This window comes from Paenarthrobacter histidinolovorans, assembly GCF_014647595.1.
Taxonomy (GTDB): Bacteria; Actinomycetota; Actinomycetes; order Actinomycetales; family Micrococcaceae; genus Arthrobacter; species Arthrobacter histidinolovorans.
This window is the reverse complement of sequence record NZ_BMPM01000001.1, coordinates 33514-50668: the sequence shown is the minus strand read 5'-3', so window position 1 is coordinate 50668 and position 17155 is coordinate 33514. Positions and strand designations below refer to the sequence as shown.

The 17155-nt window shown below is 63.3% G+C and carries 13 protein-coding genes and 1 pseudogene; 11 read left to right on the top strand and 3 right to left on the bottom strand.

Going from position 1 to position 17155, the window contains the following annotated elements:
- The first annotated feature begins 15 nt into the window (after positions 1-15).
- The 3 genes and pseudogenes from IEY62_RS00230 to rsmD all read left to right on the top strand — a co-directional run bounded on the left by IEY62_RS00230 (position 16) and on the right by rsmD (position 3687).
- A pseudogene (locus IEY62_RS00230) lies at positions 16-842 on the top strand (DAK2 domain-containing protein).
- The gene (locus IEY62_RS00225; protein WP_189012907.1) at positions 832-3087 is read left to right on the top strand and encodes an ATP-dependent DNA helicase RecG; all 2256 of its coding nucleotides are present in this window, start codon (positions 832-834) and stop codon (positions 3085-3087) included. Before IEY62_RS00230 ends, IEY62_RS00225 begins: the two are co-directional and overlap by 11 nt.
- Before the next feature lie 33 nt (positions 3088-3120).
- On the top strand, positions 3121-3687 hold the full coding sequence (gene rsmD, locus IEY62_RS00220; RefSeq protein ID WP_189012905.1) for a 16S rRNA (guanine(966)-N(2))-methyltransferase RsmD: 567 nt from the start codon (positions 3121-3123) through the stop codon (positions 3685-3687).
- A 13-nt stretch (positions 3688-3700) separates the two neighbouring features.
- Here the strand turns inward: rsmD and IEY62_RS00215 are convergent, their stop codons facing one another.
- The gene (locus IEY62_RS00215; protein WP_189012903.1) at positions 3701-4489 is read right to left on the bottom strand and encodes a spermidine synthase; all 789 of its coding nucleotides are present in this window, start codon (positions 4487-4489) and stop codon (positions 3701-3703) included.
- Positions 4486-5739: an aminotransferase class I/II-fold pyridoxal phosphate-dependent enzyme gene (locus IEY62_RS00210; RefSeq protein ID WP_189012900.1), complete on the bottom strand. Its 1254-nt coding sequence runs from the start codon at positions 5737-5739 to the stop codon at positions 4486-4488. Before IEY62_RS00210 ends, IEY62_RS00215 begins: the two co-directional genes overlap by 4 nt.
- 35 nt (positions 5740-5774) lie before the next feature.
- Here IEY62_RS00210 and coaD point away from each other — a divergent pair, with 35 nt between their 5' ends.
- From coaD to IEY62_RS00170, 8 genes are all read left to right on the top strand, one after another.
- The gene (gene coaD / locus IEY62_RS00205; RefSeq protein ID WP_189012898.1) at positions 5775-6275 is read left to right on the top strand and encodes a pantetheine-phosphate adenylyltransferase; all 501 of its coding nucleotides are present in this window, start codon (positions 5775-5777) and stop codon (positions 6273-6275) included.
- Between the two features lie 165 nt (positions 6276-6440).
- On the top strand, positions 6441-6968 hold the full coding sequence (locus IEY62_RS00200) for a YceD family protein (protein ID WP_079582429.1): 528 nt from the start codon (positions 6441-6443) through the stop codon (positions 6966-6968).
- Between the two features lie 33 nt (positions 6969-7001).
- Positions 7002-7205 carry a 50S ribosomal protein L32 gene (gene rpmF / locus IEY62_RS00195; RefSeq protein WP_011775139.1) on the top strand — a complete coding sequence of 68 codons (204 nt, stop codon included), beginning with the start codon at positions 7002-7004 and terminating at the stop codon, positions 7203-7205.
- Positions 7206-7228: 23 nt separating this feature from the next.
- The gene (rnc, locus tag IEY62_RS00190) at positions 7229-7939 is read left to right on the top strand and encodes a ribonuclease III (RefSeq protein WP_189012896.1); all 711 of its coding nucleotides are present in this window, start codon (positions 7229-7231) and stop codon (positions 7937-7939) included.
- Between the two features lie 3 nt (positions 7940-7942).
- On the top strand, positions 7943-8902 hold the full coding sequence (mutM, locus tag IEY62_RS00185) for a bifunctional DNA-formamidopyrimidine glycosylase/DNA-(apurinic or apyrimidinic site) lyase (RefSeq protein WP_189012894.1): 960 nt from the start codon (positions 7943-7945) through the stop codon (positions 8900-8902).
- Between the two features lie 183 nt (positions 8903-9085).
- On the top strand, positions 9086-9805 hold the full coding sequence (locus IEY62_RS00180; RefSeq protein ID WP_189012892.1) for a hypothetical protein: 720 nt from the start codon (positions 9086-9088) through the stop codon (positions 9803-9805).
- A gap of 61 nt (positions 9806-9866) precedes the next feature.
- On the top strand, positions 9867-11114 hold the full coding sequence (locus IEY62_RS00175) for an MFS transporter (protein WP_229784961.1): 1248 nt from the start codon (positions 9867-9869) through the stop codon (positions 11112-11114).
- Entirely contained in the window at positions 11111-12151 is a 1041-nt protein-coding gene (locus IEY62_RS00170) for a TolB family protein (protein ID WP_189012891.1), read from the top strand. The genes IEY62_RS00175 and IEY62_RS00170 overlap by 4 nt, the downstream gene beginning before the upstream one ends.
- 10 nt (positions 12152-12161) lie before the next feature.
- Here the strand turns inward: IEY62_RS00170 and IEY62_RS00165 are convergent, their stop codons facing one another.
- Positions 12162-17069: a DUF4082 domain-containing protein gene (locus IEY62_RS00165; RefSeq protein WP_189012889.1), complete on the bottom strand. Its 4908-nt coding sequence runs from the start codon at positions 17067-17069 to the stop codon at positions 12162-12164.
- Positions 17070-17155: the final 86 nt, after the last annotated feature.

Here is a 17155-nt window from a genome sequence, read left to right as displayed (position 1 = left end):
GCGAATGCGCACGCCATGAAACGTTGGCTCGGCAAGGCGGAAGTGGTCCTTGGAAACCACAGCGATCGCCTCAATGCGATCAACATCTTTCCCGTCGCCGACGGCGACACCGGCACAAACCTCTATCTCACGGTCCGTGCTGCCGTTTCGGCGTTGGATGAATCCCCCGTCGCGGTGACCGAATCGGGCAACGATGTTGGCGCGGTGCTGTCAAAGGCCGGCCAGGCGGCAATGGAACAAGCGCGGGGCAACTCGGGAACATTGTTCGCTGTCTTCCTGTGCGCAGCTGCCGAACCATTGGCCGGCAAAACGCGCCTTGGCGCCCCGCTTTTGGCTACCGCTTTGAACAGGGCCCAGATACGCGCCTGGTCTGCGCTCAGTGAGCCCGTGGCCGGAACCATGTTGTCAGTCCTGGAAGCCGCTGCCCATGCCGCACAGCGCGTTGACGCCGAGCAGGACGGCGACGACAGCAACCACGCACTGGGGTTGTCGCTCGATGCCGTGGTGGAAGCCGCCTACCAGGCCGTTCTTCGCACCGAGGATGAACTCGCCCAGTTGCAGGAGGCTCACGTGGTCGATGCCGGCGGCGTGGGCATGCTCCTGGTACTGGACTGCCTTCGTTCAGCGGTGCTCGGAATGACGATGACGATGACGATGAATCGCCGATGGAGGCCAGTTACCGCTGGCGTGTCCATGTCCACGTTCCGGACCCCGCTCCCGCCGTGGAACTGATCCGTTCGCTCGGGGAACCGAGCGATATCGCCGTCAGCCAGCTTGCCCTGCCCCGGCAGGACTCAGACCTGCCCCGGCATGACTCAGACCTGCCCCAGCATGATTACTGAACTGGAGCTGCCTCTCGAACGCAGGATCGGTAAGCGGTCCGCGGCAGTCATCGACAAACACCTGGGCCTCAAGACAGCAGGCGCCCTGCTGAATTATTTCCCGCGGCGTTACCTGAGCCGTGGTGAGCTGACGCCCATCAGCAACCTGCCGTTGGACGAGGAAGTGACGCTCATCGCCCGCGTCTTGTCCAACAGCACCCGCCAGATGCGCGCCCGCCGTGGTTCGATCACAGATGTCGTGGTGACCGACGAGGCCGGCGGAAGCGGTGTTCCGGGGACCCTCAAGGTGAGCTTCTTCAACGGGTTCCGCGCCAAGGCGGAGCTTCTGGCGGGTCGCAGGGCCATGTTTTCGGGGAAGGTGACACGTTACGGTGGGGCGCTTGGCCTGACAAACCCGGACTTCCTGCTGCTGGATGAGGATCCTGAGGCCGAAGGTTCCATGGACCCTGCGAAGCTGGCCGCAATGCCCATTCCGGTGTACCCGGCCACGGCCAAACTGACCAGCTGGTCCATCCATAAAGTGATCACTGCGCTGCTTCAGACCATGGATCTTGACGGTCTGGAGGACCCCATCCCGGCGCCTCTTGCCGGGAGGGACGGCTTGTTGAGCGTCGCGGAGGCGTATCGGCTGATCCATTCGCCGGAAACCCCGGCGGACTGGCAAAGGGCACAGGAACGCTTCCGTTACCAGGAAGCTTTGGTCCTGCAGACTGCCTTGGCGCGTAGGCGTGCCCAGCTGGCGGCCGAGGAAGCAACAGCCCGGCGCCCGCTGCCTGATGGCCTGCTCAGTAAATTCGATCGGAACCTGCCGTTCACGCTGACCGCCGGCCAGTCCGCCGTCGGAAAAACCCTGGCCGCAGAGCTGGGCCGGGATACGCCCATGAACAGGCTCCTGCAAGGAGAAGTGGGTTCCGGCAAAACGATTGTTGCCCTGCGCGCCATGCTCCAAGTGGTGGATGCCGGAGGCCAGGCTGCCCTCCTCGCACCCACCGAGGTCCTTGCCGCGCAACACTTCGATTCAATCCGCCGGACCCTTGGTCCCCTTGCCCGCGACCATATGTTTGGTGGGGCAGGCATGCTCGGCGGCGACTCCGGGCAGCAAGCCGTACAGGTAACTTTGCTGACGGGTTCCAGGCCCACAGCCGCACGAAAGCAGGCGATGCTTGATGCGGCGTCTGGAAATGCCGGGATCGTCATCGGCACGCATGCCCTGCTGAGCGACAAGACCAGCTTCCAGGATCTCGGCCTGATCGTGGTCGATGAGCAGCACCGTTTCGGGGTGGAGCAGCGCGACGCCCTCCGGGCAAAGGCGCAACGTCCGCCCCACTTGCTCGTGATGACGGCGACCCCCATTCCGCGCACTGTGGCAATGACGGTGTTCGGCGACCTTGAGACGTCCATCCTTGATGAACTTCCCGCCGGCCGCGCCCCTATTTCCACTCATGTGGTGGGGCTCTCCGAAAACCCAGGCTGGGCCGACCGCATCTGGAAACGGTCGCGCGAGGAGGTCGACGCAGGGCACCAGGTCTACGTTGTGTGCCCCAAGATCGGATCAGACGACGACGGCGATTTCAGCCCCGGCGAATCGGAACCAAGTGACGCCGAACTCCAGGAGGAGGGCGCGGCGAGGGAGCTCGCCTCGGTGACGGCCGTCGTCGAGGGCCTCCTGCAGGAGCCGTCCCTGGCCGGCGTGCCGGTGGCACCCCTGCACGGCCGGCAGGACCCGCAAGTGAAGTCCGAAACCATGGCCTCCTTTGCCTCCAACGAGACCAAGGTTCTGGTTTCCACCACTGTCATCGAGGTGGGTGTGGATGTCCACAACGCCACATTGATGGTGATCCTTGACGCTGACCGTTTTGGCATTTCCCAGCTCCACCAGCTGCGCGGGCGTGTGGGGCGCGGAGGGCTGCCCGGCACGTGTCTGTTGGTGACCACCCTGGAGCCCGGACATCCGAGCCGGCGCCGGCTGGACGCGGTCGCGTCCACCACCGATGGTTTTGAATTGTCGCAGGAAGACCTGAAGCTGCGCCGGGAGGGCGACATCCTGGGTGCGTCGCAGTCCGGCGGACGGTCGACGTTGAAGCTGCTCCGGGTCCTTGAACACGAGGACCTCATTGCCCGTGCCAGGACCGATGCCCAATCCTTGGTGGCGGAGGATCCTGCGTTGGCGGACCAGCCCGCGCTTGCCGCCGCGATCGACCAGTACTTGAACCCTGAGAAGGAGGCGTTCCTTGAACGCGGTTAGAAGCCCCGGGAAACGCCCGCTAGGAGCATGCCTGTGAGCCGCATCATCGCCGGAGTTGCCGGTGGCAACCCGCTGGCAAGTGTCCCCGGAAATTCCACGAGACCCACCACGGATCGCGTCAAGGAAGCCCTGTTCTCGCGTCTGGAGTCCCTGGCGGTCATTGATGGCGCCCGGGTCCTGGATCTCTATGCCGGCTCGGGGTCGCTGGGCGTCGAGAGCGCCAGCCGGGGCGCGCGCAGCGTGGACCTGGTGGAGTTCGATGCCAAGGCAAGCGACGTCTGCCAGCGGAATGCGGACCTGGTCAACCAAAGCCTGGGGTCCAGGAGGGTGTCGGTTCACCGCTCCAAAGTGGAGTCGTTCCTGGAGCGTGCGGGTGATGCTTTGATCTGGGACTTGGTCTTCCTTGACCCGCCCTACCCCCTGGACGAACCGGCCCTCGGCGCGGTGCTCGAAAAACTGGCGCTGCACCTGGACGATGCAGCCGTAGTGGTGGTGGAGCGCAGTTCCCGCAGCCCCGAACCGTCGTGGCCTGACGCCTTGGAGTGTTTTGCAGACAAAAAGTACGGGGAGACCAAGCTGTGGTTCGCTGAACCCGCGTGAACTGTGGGTCCGGCTATCCGGTGATCCGGTCCAGGTCCACGCCCGTCAGGACGGCAGCCGGATGGGGGCCGCGGGCCAGTAGTTCAGCTGTCCATTCGGCAGGCCATGGCGTGCGCGTGCCGACCAGGATGATATTGCCCGGATAGCGGCCTGCAAACATGCCGGCTTCCGCAAAAGCAGCGGCATCCGGCATGGCTTTGCGCAGTGCTGATACCTGGCTGCGGACAAGGGTGAGCGCAGGCTCGTCGCCCACGTTGACTACGAGGACCCCACCGGGAGCGAGTCGGGCCGCTGCTTCTTCATAGAACTCCTGGCATGCGATATGGGAAGGGGCCTCCGGCCCCGAAAAGATGTCAAGGATGACGACGTCGAACCCCGCCCCGGCGGGAAGCTCCGCCAAGGCGTCGCGCGCGTCGCCGATATGGGAGGTCAGCCTCGTACCTTCGGGCATCGGCAGCTTGTTCAGGACAAAGTCCAGGAGTTCGCGTTCCAGTTCAACGGCGTACTGTTCGGAGCCGGGGCGGGTGGCTTGGATGTAACGGGCCAGTGTGAGGGCTCCGGCACCCAGGTGAAGGGCCCGGATGGGGCGTCCCGGTTCTGCCGCCAGATCCACCACATGCCCGATCCTGCGAAGGTATTCATAAAAGATTTCCCCGGGCTCTGCCAGGTTCACGTGTGACTGTTCGGCACCGCCGATGCTCAGGATGAAGCTGCCCTCCACGAGGGGGTCTGGATAAATGCTGGCGTGCTGGCCCGTGGTGCGGAGGAAGCGCGGGGCATGGCCCGGGTCTTGGGGGCTCACAGGCGTTCCTTGAGCGTGGCAAGACGGCCGGCAGCTTCTTCCAGGACATCCATCTTCTTGCAGAAGGCAAAACGCAGCAGGCTCCGGGTGCGTTCGGCGCCCTCCGGGTGGCAGAAGACCGGGACGGGGATGGCAGCCACTCCGACAAGCCCCGGCAGGCGCCGCGCCAGATCAACGGAGTCACTGATGCCCAGGGGCCCGGTATCGACGTTGATGAAATACGTACCGCTGGGGTTGTAGACCCCGAAGCCGGCGGCGCGGAGGCCTTCGGCAAGGACGTCGCGTTTTTGCCGGAGCGTTTCGGCAATGCCCAGGTAAAACGAGTCGGGAAGGCCAAGGCCGACGGCGATGGCGCCCTGGAACGGTGTTCCGGAGCTGTAGGTCAGGAATTGCTTTACGGTGCGTACAGCTGCCACCAGGTGTGCAGGTCCCGTGAGCCAGCCGATCTTCCATCCGGTGAAGGAGAAGGTCTTGCCGGCGGAGGAGATGGTGATGGTGCGTTCGGCAGCGCCGGGAAGGGTGGCCACCGGCATATGCGGCACGCCAAACGTGAGATGTTCGTAGACTTCGTCGCTGAGGATGATGGCGTCGTATCTGACTGCCAACTCCACGATCCTGGCGAGGACGCTCCTGGGAAAGACGGCGCCCGTGGGGTTGTGCGGGTTGTTCAGGAGGACAATTTTGGTTCTGCTGCTGAAGGCTTCTTCCAGCGTTTCGAGGTCCGGCAGGAAGTCAGGGGCAAGCAGGGGAGCGGTGACATGCTTGGCACCGGCCATCCCGATAATGGCCCCGTACGAGTCGTAAAACGGCTCGAACGTCAGGACCTCGTCGCCGGACTCGACGAAGGCCAGCAGCGCCGCTGCGATGGCCTCCGTTGCTCCGGTGGTGACCAGGACTTCATTGTCGGGATCCGGTGCCAGTCCGTAGAACCGTTGCTGGTGGGCGGAGACGGCTTCCCGCAAGGCAGGGACACCTTTGCCGGGCGCATATTGGTTCGCTCCTGCGGCGATGGCGTCCTGCGCAGCGGCCTTGATCTCTGCGGGGCCGTCCTCGTCGGGAAAGCCTTGACCGAGGTTGATGGCGCCGGTGGAGACAGCCAATGTGGTCATTTCTTCGAATATGGTGACTCCCAGGTCCCCGGCAGGAGAGAGCAGGTTGGCCCCCAGAGCGGCCCGTTTCCAAGGCGCCGGAGCCTCGTCGGAAGTTCCAATAAGGGGAGCGTTGCTGCCTGCTGATGCCATGGCAGCCATGGTATCCCGGCGAAGCCATGGGGTAGGTTCGTCTCATGAGACGCGCGGTATGCCCTGGATCCTTTGACCCTATCCACAATGGACATCTCGAAGTCATTGCCCGGGCCGCCGGCCTGTTCGATGAAGTCATCGTGGCCGTGTCCACCAACTACGCCAAGAAGTACCGGTTCAGCCTCGAGGACCGCATGGAGATGGCTCGCGAAACGTTGGCTTCCCTGCGTGGAATCATCGTGGAGCCCATGGGCGAAGGCCTCCTGGCCGAGTATTGCCGTCACAGGGGTGTTTCGGCGATCGTCAAAGGCCTGCGCTCCTCCTCGGACTTCGACTACGAGTTGCCGATGGCCACGATGAACCGCCAGTTGGCCGGCGTCGAAACCGTGTTCCTGCCCGCCGAGGCGCACTACGTCCACTTGTCCTCAACCCTGATCAAGGAAGTCAATGTCCTGGGTGGGGACATTTCCGATTTCGTCCCCAAATCGGTCTTGAAGCGGCTCCTTGCAGGCGAGCCGCCCACTGAAGGGCCGCGCAAGGGGTAGGCTTGTCGGGTACCTGCGCTCTCACGCAGAGTTCCCCAAGCTGAAACCAGCGCGCTTCCGTGCGCGCCCGGAGCCGGTTTGAGTCCTCAAGCGTGATCAGGCTAAGATGGTACGTCGGTCATATGTTCTACAGGAGTTCTCATTAAGCGAGATGCAAGTTCGCCCTTGGCGCTGGTAGTCAAGGACCTTGGACGCAGTCCAGGGACCATGCGGACACTCAACGAGCATGTACCTGCACCAAGTGACCTTGGTGTGGCGCTCATTGGCGTAAAGGAAGGCTCGGATATCGAGCTGGATCTTCGTCTTGAGGCCGTACACGAAGGAATTCTGGTATCCGGATCCGCGATCGTCGAAGTAACCGGCGAGTGTGGGCGATGCCTGGATCCCCTTGCGTATGACCTTGAGGTCAATGTGCAAGAACTTTTCTTCTACGAAGGTGCTGAGCTTTCGGCCGAAGAAGACGATGAAGAGCAACGTCGAGTCGAGTACGATCTGATCGATCTTGAGCCGGTGTTGCGGGACGCAGTTGTCACTATGCTGCCGTTCCAGCCGGTGTGCCGGGAAGACTGCCAGGGTCTGTGCTCCGAATGTGGAGCGCGCCTGGAAGACGAGCCGGGGCACCACCACGAGGTCATTGACCCTCGCTGGGCTGCCCTAGCTGATCTGGCTAAGACTGACCGGCAAACCGATTAGTAAGTGTTCGTCTAAGAGAGAAATGAGATAGCCGTGGCTGTTCCCAAGCGGAAAATGTCTCGCGCAAATACACGCGCCCGCCGTGCCCAGTGGAAGGCAACTGCCCCCAACTTGGTCAAGACCATCGAAAACGGTCAGGTTACGTACAGCCTGCCGCACCAGGCAAAGGTCGTTACTGACTCTGCCGGCACCGCGCTGTTCCTTGAATACAAGGGCCGCAAGGTCGCAGACGCCTAATCTGCCGTAGAGGCTGACTAAGGATGTCTTCAACTGAAGAGCTTCTGAAGCGTCTCGGTGTCTCCATTGACACCGAGACGCTTCGTCTTGCTCTCACACATCGCTCATACGCGTATGAGAACGGCGGGATCCCCACCAACGAGCGCCTTGAGTTCCTCGGCGACTCCATCCTGGGTTTCTCCGTGACCGATTCCCTTTACCGTGAGAACCCCACGCTGCCTGAAGGCGAGCTGGCCAAGCGCCGCTCCGCCGTCGTCAGTACCCGTGCCCTGGCTGGAATCGGCCGTGAGATCGGCGTCGGCGAGTTCATCTACCTCGGGCAAGGCGAAAAGCTCACTGACGGCAAGAACAAAGCCTCCATCCTGGCTGACACCATGGAGGCGTTGATCGGTGCCACTTATCTGTCGAACGACATCGAAACCGCACGCCAGCTGGTGATGCGGCTCGTGGGACCGCTCCTGAAGGACGCAGGTGCCTTGGGCGCCGGGACGGACTGGAAGACAAGCATCCAGGAGCTCACCGCAAGCCGGCAACTGGGTGCCATCCACTATGCGGTGGAGGGCTCGGGTCCTGACCACGCACGGACTTTCGAAGCCGTACTGAACATTGGCGGAACACCCTACGGGCGCGGTTCCGGGCATTCCAAGAAAGAAGCAGAACAGGAAGCGGCCGCCGACGCCTGGCGTGCCCTGACTGCCCTGGACGCGGCCCCGACTGGTCCGGCGTCCGCTTGATCCATGCCTGAGCTTCCCGAAGTAGAAGTGGTGCGCCGTGGCCTTGCCCGGTGGGTCAGGGGCCGGACCATCACCGGCGTCGAGGTACTTGACCCCCGCTCCATCCGGCGCCACGCCCTCGGGACCGAGGACTTTGTCGGAAACCTTGAGCACGCCCGAGTGCTTGACGTCGTCCGACGCGGAAAGTTCCTGTGGATGCCCCTTGCCATGGATGGTCTGTCCGCTACAGATGAAGCGACCCTTCCCAAGGTGGCGCTGATGGCGCATCTTGGGATGAGCGGGCAACTGCTCATGCAGGACCCCGAGGTACCCGACGAAAAACACCTCAAGGTCAGGATCTCGTTGAGCCCGGTGGACGGCATGCCGGAGCAACTGCGGTTCGTGGACCAGAGGATCTTCGGCGGCCTCTTCGTGACCTCGCTCGTGCCCACTCCGGACGCTGGTCCAGGAGGCCTGGGCGAGACTCCGCTGCCGGAGATCGCAGAACAAGCCTCGCACATTGCAAGGGATCCGTTGGATCCGTGGTTCTCGTTCGACGCGTTCTACCGAAGCGTCAAGAAGCGGAAGACGGGCCTGAAGCGTGCCCTTCTTGACCAGGGAGTCATCTCCGGCATCGGCAATATCTACGCCGATGAGGCCTTGTGGAAGGCGCAGCTCCACTATGCACGACCCACAGACACCCTGCGACGGGCAGATGCGGAGCGGCTCATCGCCGCCGTCAAGGATGTCATGGACGCCGCTTTGGCCGCCGGAGGAACCAGTTTCGACTCCCTCTACGTCAACGTCAACGGTGATTCCGGATACTTCGCGCGCTCCCTCAACGCCTACGGGCGGGCCGGCGAATACTGCCTGCGCTGTGCCGCAAAGGGACTCCAGAGCGTCATCAAGCGGGAACAGTTCATGAACCGTTCCTCCTATACCTGCCCGGTCTGCCAGCCACGCCCACGGAATGGGCGCTGGTAGGGCTAAAACTGTTCCGGAATCGCGGTGTGAATGGCAGACTGTCCCCATGAAACGCATGGTGCGGTACATCGCCATCGCACGGCCTAACGCCACCTCATCGCGGGTGGCGTCACTTCTACCCGCTGCTCCTGACTCCTCCGCAGAAGATCCGCTGCGGGGCCGGGCCGTTCTTGCGGGAACGCCATGATGGCGCGGCGGCTGGTCATCGCAGGCATATGCCTTGCCGTGCTGATCGCCGCCGTCGCGATTCTCTTTGACCAACTGGCCGTGAAAACGGCGCCCTCGGCGCAGACGACGTCCTCGTCCACCCCAAGCCCCGGCTCCACCGGGCCAGGCTCCACCGCTTCGGCCGGCACCACCTCGCAGGGCGCCGAGGCACCCACGTCCGGCAGTTCGCCGTCGGGCGCTTCATCGGGTGGAGGTACTGAAGGCGGCGTCGACGGCGGATCGTCACCCTCCGCCGGCAAGGCGCTGGAAGTCCTTCCTCCCGTGACGGCAACACCCACAGGGCTTCCCGCGCCTACGGCTCCCGCTCCACTGATCACCGGGGCCTTGCCGGAGCCCGGTTCCGCAGACGGTGAAATGGTGGACGGATGGCCCGCAGGGATCCTTACCCTGCCGGCTGGGTCCACCATCGGTTCAACCTCCGTCTCGACCTCCGGCAACACACTCCAGGTTGCAGCTGACGGCATCATCGACAAGCCGCAGGCAGAGGTGCTGGGTTCCTTCCGTGACTCCTTGGTGTCGCATGGATTCTGGACCGAAGAAGCGCCGGCCGCGGACGGTGCCATGGCTGCCCGGTTCGTCCGGGGCACGGACACGGTGACCGTCTCGGTATCAACAACGGGGACAGGCAGCTCGCGCTTCCAGCTTTTGGGCAGCCTGCACACGGCGGCGGATTAGAGCACAGATGTATATTTCCCTTTCGGACCGCAGCGGCGGTAAGCGGGATAAACCGCAGGGCATGGGGACGGCACTATCCAGCGAGGTGCCGTTCCGCTTGTCTCCGGTGATCCTGTGGCTGGGCATTGTCAGTATGGTCACCGATGTCTCCTCGGAATCGGTGTCGGCGATCCTGCCCCTGTACGTGACAGGTTTCCTGGGTTTGTCCACCATCGCCTTCGGGGTCATTGACGGCATCAACCAAGGTGCCAGTGCCATAGTCAGGATCGCGGCCGGCTGGGCTGCCGACCGCACCGGCCACCCCAAACGCATAGCCTTGGCGGGCTACGGCTTGTCCATGCTTGCCAGGATCGGTTTCCTTTTCGCCGGGGGTTTCTGGGCGATTGCGGCGATTGTCACCGCTGACCGTATCGGCAAAGGTATCAGGACCGCTCCGCGCGATGCGCTGATTTCAGTCTCTGCGCAGCCGCAGCATCTGGCGAGGTCGTTCGGCGTGCACCGGATGCTGGACAACATAGGTGCGGCAGCTGGTCCGTTGATCGCCTTCTTTGTGCTCTTGATGATTCCCAACGGGTTCAGCACCGTGTTTGTGGTGTCGCTGGCCTTCGCGGTGATTGGCGTCGCCGTTCTCGGCCTGGTGGTGCCCGACATCCAGGCCAAGGCACTGAAAGGGTCCGGGGCACGGGAGGGCCACAGGCTTTTCGCGTTTTCCTGGAGCCACTTGAAAGAACCGTGTCTGGGCAAGCTACTGATCGCAGCAGGGCTTTTGGGCTTGGCGACCATAGGCGACGGGTTTATTTACCTGGTCCTCCAGGACAGGGATTCCTTCGCCGTGCAGTGGTTCCCGCTTCTTTTCGTGGGCACCAACGTGGTGTTTCTCGCGTTGGCCATCCCAATGGGGCGGCTGGCAGACCGGGTGGGCAAGATACCGGTGTTCGTAGCCGGGCATGTCGCCCTGCTTGCCACGTATCTGCTGGCCGCGGCTCCTTTCGGTGGGCTGTGGGCGACGGTAGGCTGTTTGGTCCTGCTGGGTGCTTTTTACGCAGGCACTGATGGCGTCCTGGCCGCCTTGGCAAGCCAGCTGACGCCGTCGGGAAAGCTCGCCACGGGCATCGCCTCCGCGCAAACTGTGGTGGCCCTGACCCGCATGCTGGCATCGGCCGGCTTCGGTGTGCTGTGGTACGCCGTTGGTGCTTCCACTGCGATGCTGCTGGCGGGGGCGCTGTTGGCAGGTGCCGTGCTGGCTGTGGTCTTCATCCTCCGTGGTGCCAAGCGCGCTGTCCCAGCCGACGTGAGCGACGACGCATGAGGGATCGCGCCTCAGCGGGAGCTGGCGGGCAAAAGGTGCGGTGGGGCGCCCTCCTGGTGGTCACGGTAGTGGTCCTGGTTGCTGCAGGGGTATATGCGGTGGGGGCCTACCAACGCTTCGAGGAGAGCCGGACGGCGGCCTCGTCCGTGGGGACTTCGGCCGGCGTCAAGCTTCCCGGCGCTCCGTTCGTGCTGTTCCGCAACACCGCATCCGGGCAGGGGTACGGGAACGCCGCCACTGTTCCGTTGTCGGATCCTGGCGGTACCCGGGCCATCAGCGGCCAGGAATGCGACCGGGTTTACGGTTCGCCGGAGCAGGTGGTGTGTTTGCGCACCAACCGCGGCCTGGTGACCTCTTTTGAAGCCAACGTGTTTGACCACGACTGGGAGCAGCAACGGGCCTGGCCGCTGCCCGGGATACCCAGCCGGACCCGGATCAGCCCCGACGGCTCCATGATCGCCACCACCGTGTTCGTCACAGGTCACTCCTATGCCACCGCAGGATTTTCCACGGCCACCGAAATCAGCCTGCCCGGTGGTACTACCGGCAACCTGGAGGATTTCGCCCTGCTTGTCAACGGCGAACGTTTGCAGGCTACCGACCGGAACATCTGGGGGGTGACCTTCGCGCCGGGCCAGGCGGACGTTTTCTATGCCACCGCAGCGGCTTCCGGACGCATCTGGTTGGTGCGGGGGAGCTTGTCAGCAAAGACCTTGACGGCTGTCCATGACAACGTGGAGTGTCCTTCGATCTCCCCGGACGGTACCCGGATCGCGTACAAGAAGAACGACGGCGGTGCGTTGGCTGCGCACTGGAACGTCGCGGTTCTTGACCTCGCCTCGGGACGCGAGACCGTCCTTGGCGAAAAGCGGAGTGTGGACGATCAGATCGAGTGGCTTGATGACCGGAACCTTTTATACGGGTTGCCGGATGAGTCCAGTGATGGGGACAGCAACATCTGGAAGCTGGGAACAGACGCCGGCGCCCAACCAAGCGTGTTCATTGCCCACGGCTGGTCGCCAAGCGTCGTTCGCTGAGTACGTTGCTTCAGCAGATCCGAAGCAAACCGCAGATGAGTCCTGTCTGGCTCGGGCTGGGCGAGGGACTCGGTGATGGACTCGGTGACGGGGTCGCCGTCGCAGTAGCCGTCGCCGTCGCCGTCGCGGTTGGTGTTGGTGTTGGTGTGGGCGACGGCGATGGAGAGGCCACCTGCTGGGCTGGTGCGGCGGTGGAGTACACCACATCCACGAAGTAGTTCGTGGCGTTCCAGGAGTTGGTGGGCATGACGCCACCTGAGCCGTACCGGTAGCGTCCATTGTTCGGACCCGATGCCGTGAACACTCCGCTCGTCCATGTCTGGTTGAAGAACCCCGGCGTGGAGGAGTAGTGGCCGTTCGGTGCCCGGTAAGACACCACATAGGTTTGGCCGGTGGACAAGGCAACCGGGGTGGCCAGCGTGGCCGTTTGCCAGCCAGTGGCCGTCTCGTTGGTAAACGTCACCTGTGCCAGCCGGGTGCCCGCAGCGTTCCACAGCGAACCAACGTGGGTTCCCGTGTTTCCGGTCCCCTTGTAGAAGCGGATGCCGGTCACGTTGCCGCTTTGGGACACCGTGAAGGCTGTTCCGAGCTCCACTGAAAGCGAGTCGGAATTGGCGGCAACCTGGGGAAGCAACGAACCAAAGATCGTCGATTGCTGGACAGCGGCCGCTGCAGTGGTGAACTGCCAGGAGGTCGGGGGCAGGGTTTGCCCCTGTGGGGTGGCCACGCCCGAGACGTTGACCGATATCTGGGTGTTGGCGGGAAGGGCGGCCGTCGGCGTGAACGTGATGGTTCGGGCGTCAGCTGACAACGCCGCCGTTCCTGCCACGGACGAGCCGTTCGCAGTCAAAGTGAACGTGGCACCCGGGTTAATTGCGGTGGAGAACGTGATGGATGGTTTCACGTCCGTGGGAATGGCGGTGGCTCCTGGAGCGGGCACCTGGGCACTAATGGCCAGAGGCGGTGCGGCGACGGTGAAGACCAGGTCCACAAGGTAGCTGGCCGTTGACGCCGTACTCGGGAAGTCACTGGTATAGGAGTAGGCCCCCGAATCCGGTTGGGTCTTCAGCGGTCCCCTCGTGAAGCCATCGCCGAAGCCGCCGGAGGTGTAGGAGTACTTGCCGGTCGGCGTCTTGTAGGCAGCGACGTACTCGGTGTCTGCCTGGATGTTCACAGGCTGGCTGAACGTTGCGCTCTGCCAGCCACTGCTGGATTCGTTCGTGAACGTCACCGTCGCCAGGACCTGGCCGCCCACCGTGTAGAGGTACCCGGTATGGGTTCCGGTGTTGCCGGCCGACTTGTAGAAGCGCACGCCGGTCACCTGCCCTGCAGTGTCACTGGTGAACCGGACACCCAAGGTCAAAGGCACGCCATCATCGACTTCCAGGGTGCCTGGCGTCACCGTGTCATCGTAAAGCGTGCACGGGCACGAACCGGGTGTGCCCGCGGTCTGCACTGTGGTGAACTGCCACGTACCACCGGAGGACATTGGTTGTCCGGACACAGCTGTCGCAGTCACCGTGGCGGTGTAGGAAGTACCTGCCGCCAAGGCAGCCGCAGGGGTGAAGGTGACCTTGCGGGTATTGCTGTCATAGACGGTGGTCCCGGCAACCGAAGCACCTGCGGCCGACTTGAGCGACAGAGCGACGCTCGAGGCGACTGCTGCTTCGGAAAGAACAGCGCTGACTGTCGTGTTGAGGGGAACACTCGAGGCGTTCGGGATGGGGGATTGGCCACCGACGGTGAACGGGGGAGCCGAAACCACCACCACGACGTCCACAAGGTAACTGGTGGAGGATCGTGAAGCGGGGAAGTCCCCGCTGTAGCTGTAGGCCCCGGCGTCCGAAACGGTCCTCAGCGGTCCAACGCTCAGCCCGGACCCAAAGCCATTGGCAGTGGCCGAGTAGGCGCCGGTCAGCGACTTGTAGCTCGCAATGTACTCAGTGTTGGCAGCCATTTGCACCGGCTGGCTGAACATGGCCGTCTGCCACCCGGAGCTGCTCTCATTGGCGAAGGTCACCGTTGCCAGCTGCTGGCCTCCGGCTGTATAGAGCGCGCCTGTGTGGGTCCCGGTGTTGCCGGCCGACTTGTAGAAACGCACGCCGGTTACCTGCCCTGCGGAGACACTGGTAAACCGTACTCCCAGGGTCAGCGGCACTCCGTCCTGGATTTCCGCGATGCCGGGAGTGACGGAGTCGTCATAAAGACTGCACGGGCATGACCCCGGCACGGATGCCGTGGCAGCGGTGGTGAAGGTCCACGTGCCGCCGGAGGTGACCTGGCCTCCCGTGCTGTCGGTGCCGGACAACGTTGCCGTGTACACGGTGCTGAAGGCCAACTGGGATGCAGGTGTGAAGGTTGCCTTGCGCGTGGTCGCGTCATAGCTCGTACTGCCCGCCACTGTCCCGGCGGAAGATTTCAGGACCAGCTGCACGCTGGCAGCGGTCACGGGCTTGGAGAAGGAGGCACTGACCTTGGTGGTGACAGGGACGCTGGACGATGACGGAATGGGCGATTGCCCGGACACTGTCAGCGGGGAAGTGTCCACGGTGCTGAAAACAGCATCAACAAAGTAGTTGCCGCCATTGAAGCTGCTGGTCGGGAAACCTTGTGAGGTGTTGTACACGCCCGCAGGCTCTGCTCCGAACCCACCGGCCACCTTCAATGGCGGATCATTGAAACCAAAGCTCGCCCACTGGTAGTCCTTGGTGGCGTAGTGCCCCTTGGGTGCCCAGTAGGAGACTGTGTACTTTTGCCCAGCAGAAACTGCTACCGGTTGGCTGAACAGAACGGTCTGCCATCCCGAGGCTGTTTCATTGGCAAAGGTCGCCGTAGCCAGGCGGGTACCGGTGGAGCTCCACAGCGAGCCCGTGTGGGTTCCGGTGTTCGCTGTGCTCTTGTAGAACCGGACCCCCGTCACGAAGCCATTCACCGAGGGCGTGAATTGCATGCCCATTTCGTAGGCTCCGCCGTCTCCGGAGTCGGTGATGGCAGGGACAGTCTGGCCAAAGACGCTGTAGGGCCCGGTGAGGCCAAGGTTCCTCGTAGCCACAGCTCCTATGTTGGCGCTGTCATCCACGGCCCGCACCTGGACCGTGGCGGTGTCCAGGCCCTTCTGGATATAGGTGTAGGTCCATGCAGCCTTGCCTTGGGCCGGGTGCCAGGTAGTACCGCCGTCGGTCGAAACCTCGACGCCGGCCACCACACCGCCGGTGTCGGTGGCGGTTCCGCTGACCGTCACACTGCTTCCATGGGCGATGGTCGCGCCGTTGGCTGGAGCGGTGATGGTTACCGTTGGGCCGGTCAGATCCGGGCTCGCGCTCGCGGCAACAAGCCCGGCCGCTAGGGTTGCCGGCTGTACGCCCATGTCGGCGAAGAGGTTCACTTGAGCCTGCCGCATGCGCACATCGGCAGCGGCCCCATCGCCGTCGTGCTCCTGGTCCAGGCCCCACGTCCACTGGACGCTGCCGGCAGAGAACACCAAAGCCCCGCTGGGTGCCCGGTACAACGTGATGTGGTGGGTGGTGGTTCCAGGTTTGACCGTATTTCCGTAATCCTGAAGGTACTCGCTGACGCTGCCTACTGTTGTGGACAACTGGATCAGACCCGACGGCCGGAAACCGTTGTCGAGGTCCTCATCGGATTCGTAGCCCACTGTGTGCGGCGCCAATGCAGCAGTGGAACCTGCGGGCAGGGACGCCAGTGAAGTGTTGCGCCACAACCGCGACTTTCCTTCAGCTGCTGAGACCGTCACAGGCAGGTCGGTGTAATTGGACATATACAGCGTGCCCGTCAGGCCGTTTTCGGGCAGACCACCACCATTGGCCTGGGATGCGTAGCGCGGATCCCGCCACGTTCCGGTCCATTGGCTGGTGGGATCGATCTTTCCGTTGCTCCACGTTTCCTTGTAGCAGGTCAAGGTGCGGCCTGCGGCGCCGTCCACGGAGGAGGGCTCGAACCGTGTACGCCAGTACATCTCATTGCCTGAAAGGAACTGGAGGTTGACGCCCGCGTCGCGGGCCGCAGTAACGTTGGCCCTTTGGGGGCCGGACCAGTATTCGTCGTGGCCGACGGAAAGAAATACTTTGTGGTTCAACAGCTCTGCACCATTGCGGTCAACGTCAAGGCCGCTGACATAGCTGACGTCATAGCCGTTTTGTTCCAGGAACCGCACCATCGGATATTCGTTGGCGAAGTAGAAGTCCCGGCCTCCGATGCCGCCCCGGGTGTTCACGGGCCGGTTGTAGCTCACCTTGTAGGCGCGCCCGTTGACGGCCCCCTGGTAGAAGTCGGCACCGCCATAAGTGTTGTAGGCCTGCCACGTCTGATCCGCCGTTTGGAAAACGACCGATGACCGGTTCCCGTCGTTTCGGACGATGAAGGTGATGTGGCTCTGCCCACCCGTATCCGGCCGCGTCAGAAGGGCAATATAGACCCCGGATACCGCAGTGGCAGGCACCTGCCAGGTGGCCGAAACAGCCCAGGTACCGCAGTCATACAGTTCAGTCGTCAGGTCGCTCCTGCAAGCGGGCTGCGTCTGGCGAAGGACGGACGGCGTGACGTCGGCAATCTTCCGCGCACCGTTGCCCCCGTACCAGCCTGTGCGGTAAACCGCGATCGTGTAACTGGGGGCCTTCGTGTCGATCTTGAAGCGGATGGGTTGTCCGGCATTGACGCTGATCTCAGTGGAAAAACCCTGGATGCTGTCATCCCCGGCCCCATCGATGTCCCACTCCGACGGCGGGCTGCCCGGTTTGGAATTCTCGCACACCACAGCGTTCACTATGGGGTCGCAGGGGCCAACCGCCACAGCTGCGGGCGCGGTCAGGGGCAGCAAAGCTGCCACCATCGCCAACACCAAAGGGAAAAGCAGCCCTTTGAGGGTCCGCTGCGGTGGGGTTGCTGAAGGACCGGGCATGAGAACTCCTGGAGTGGTACGCCAATTGCTACGACGGGTCTGCGTCTTCACGCAGCCCCTGCTTGCCGCTCCCCAGCCAGGGTCAA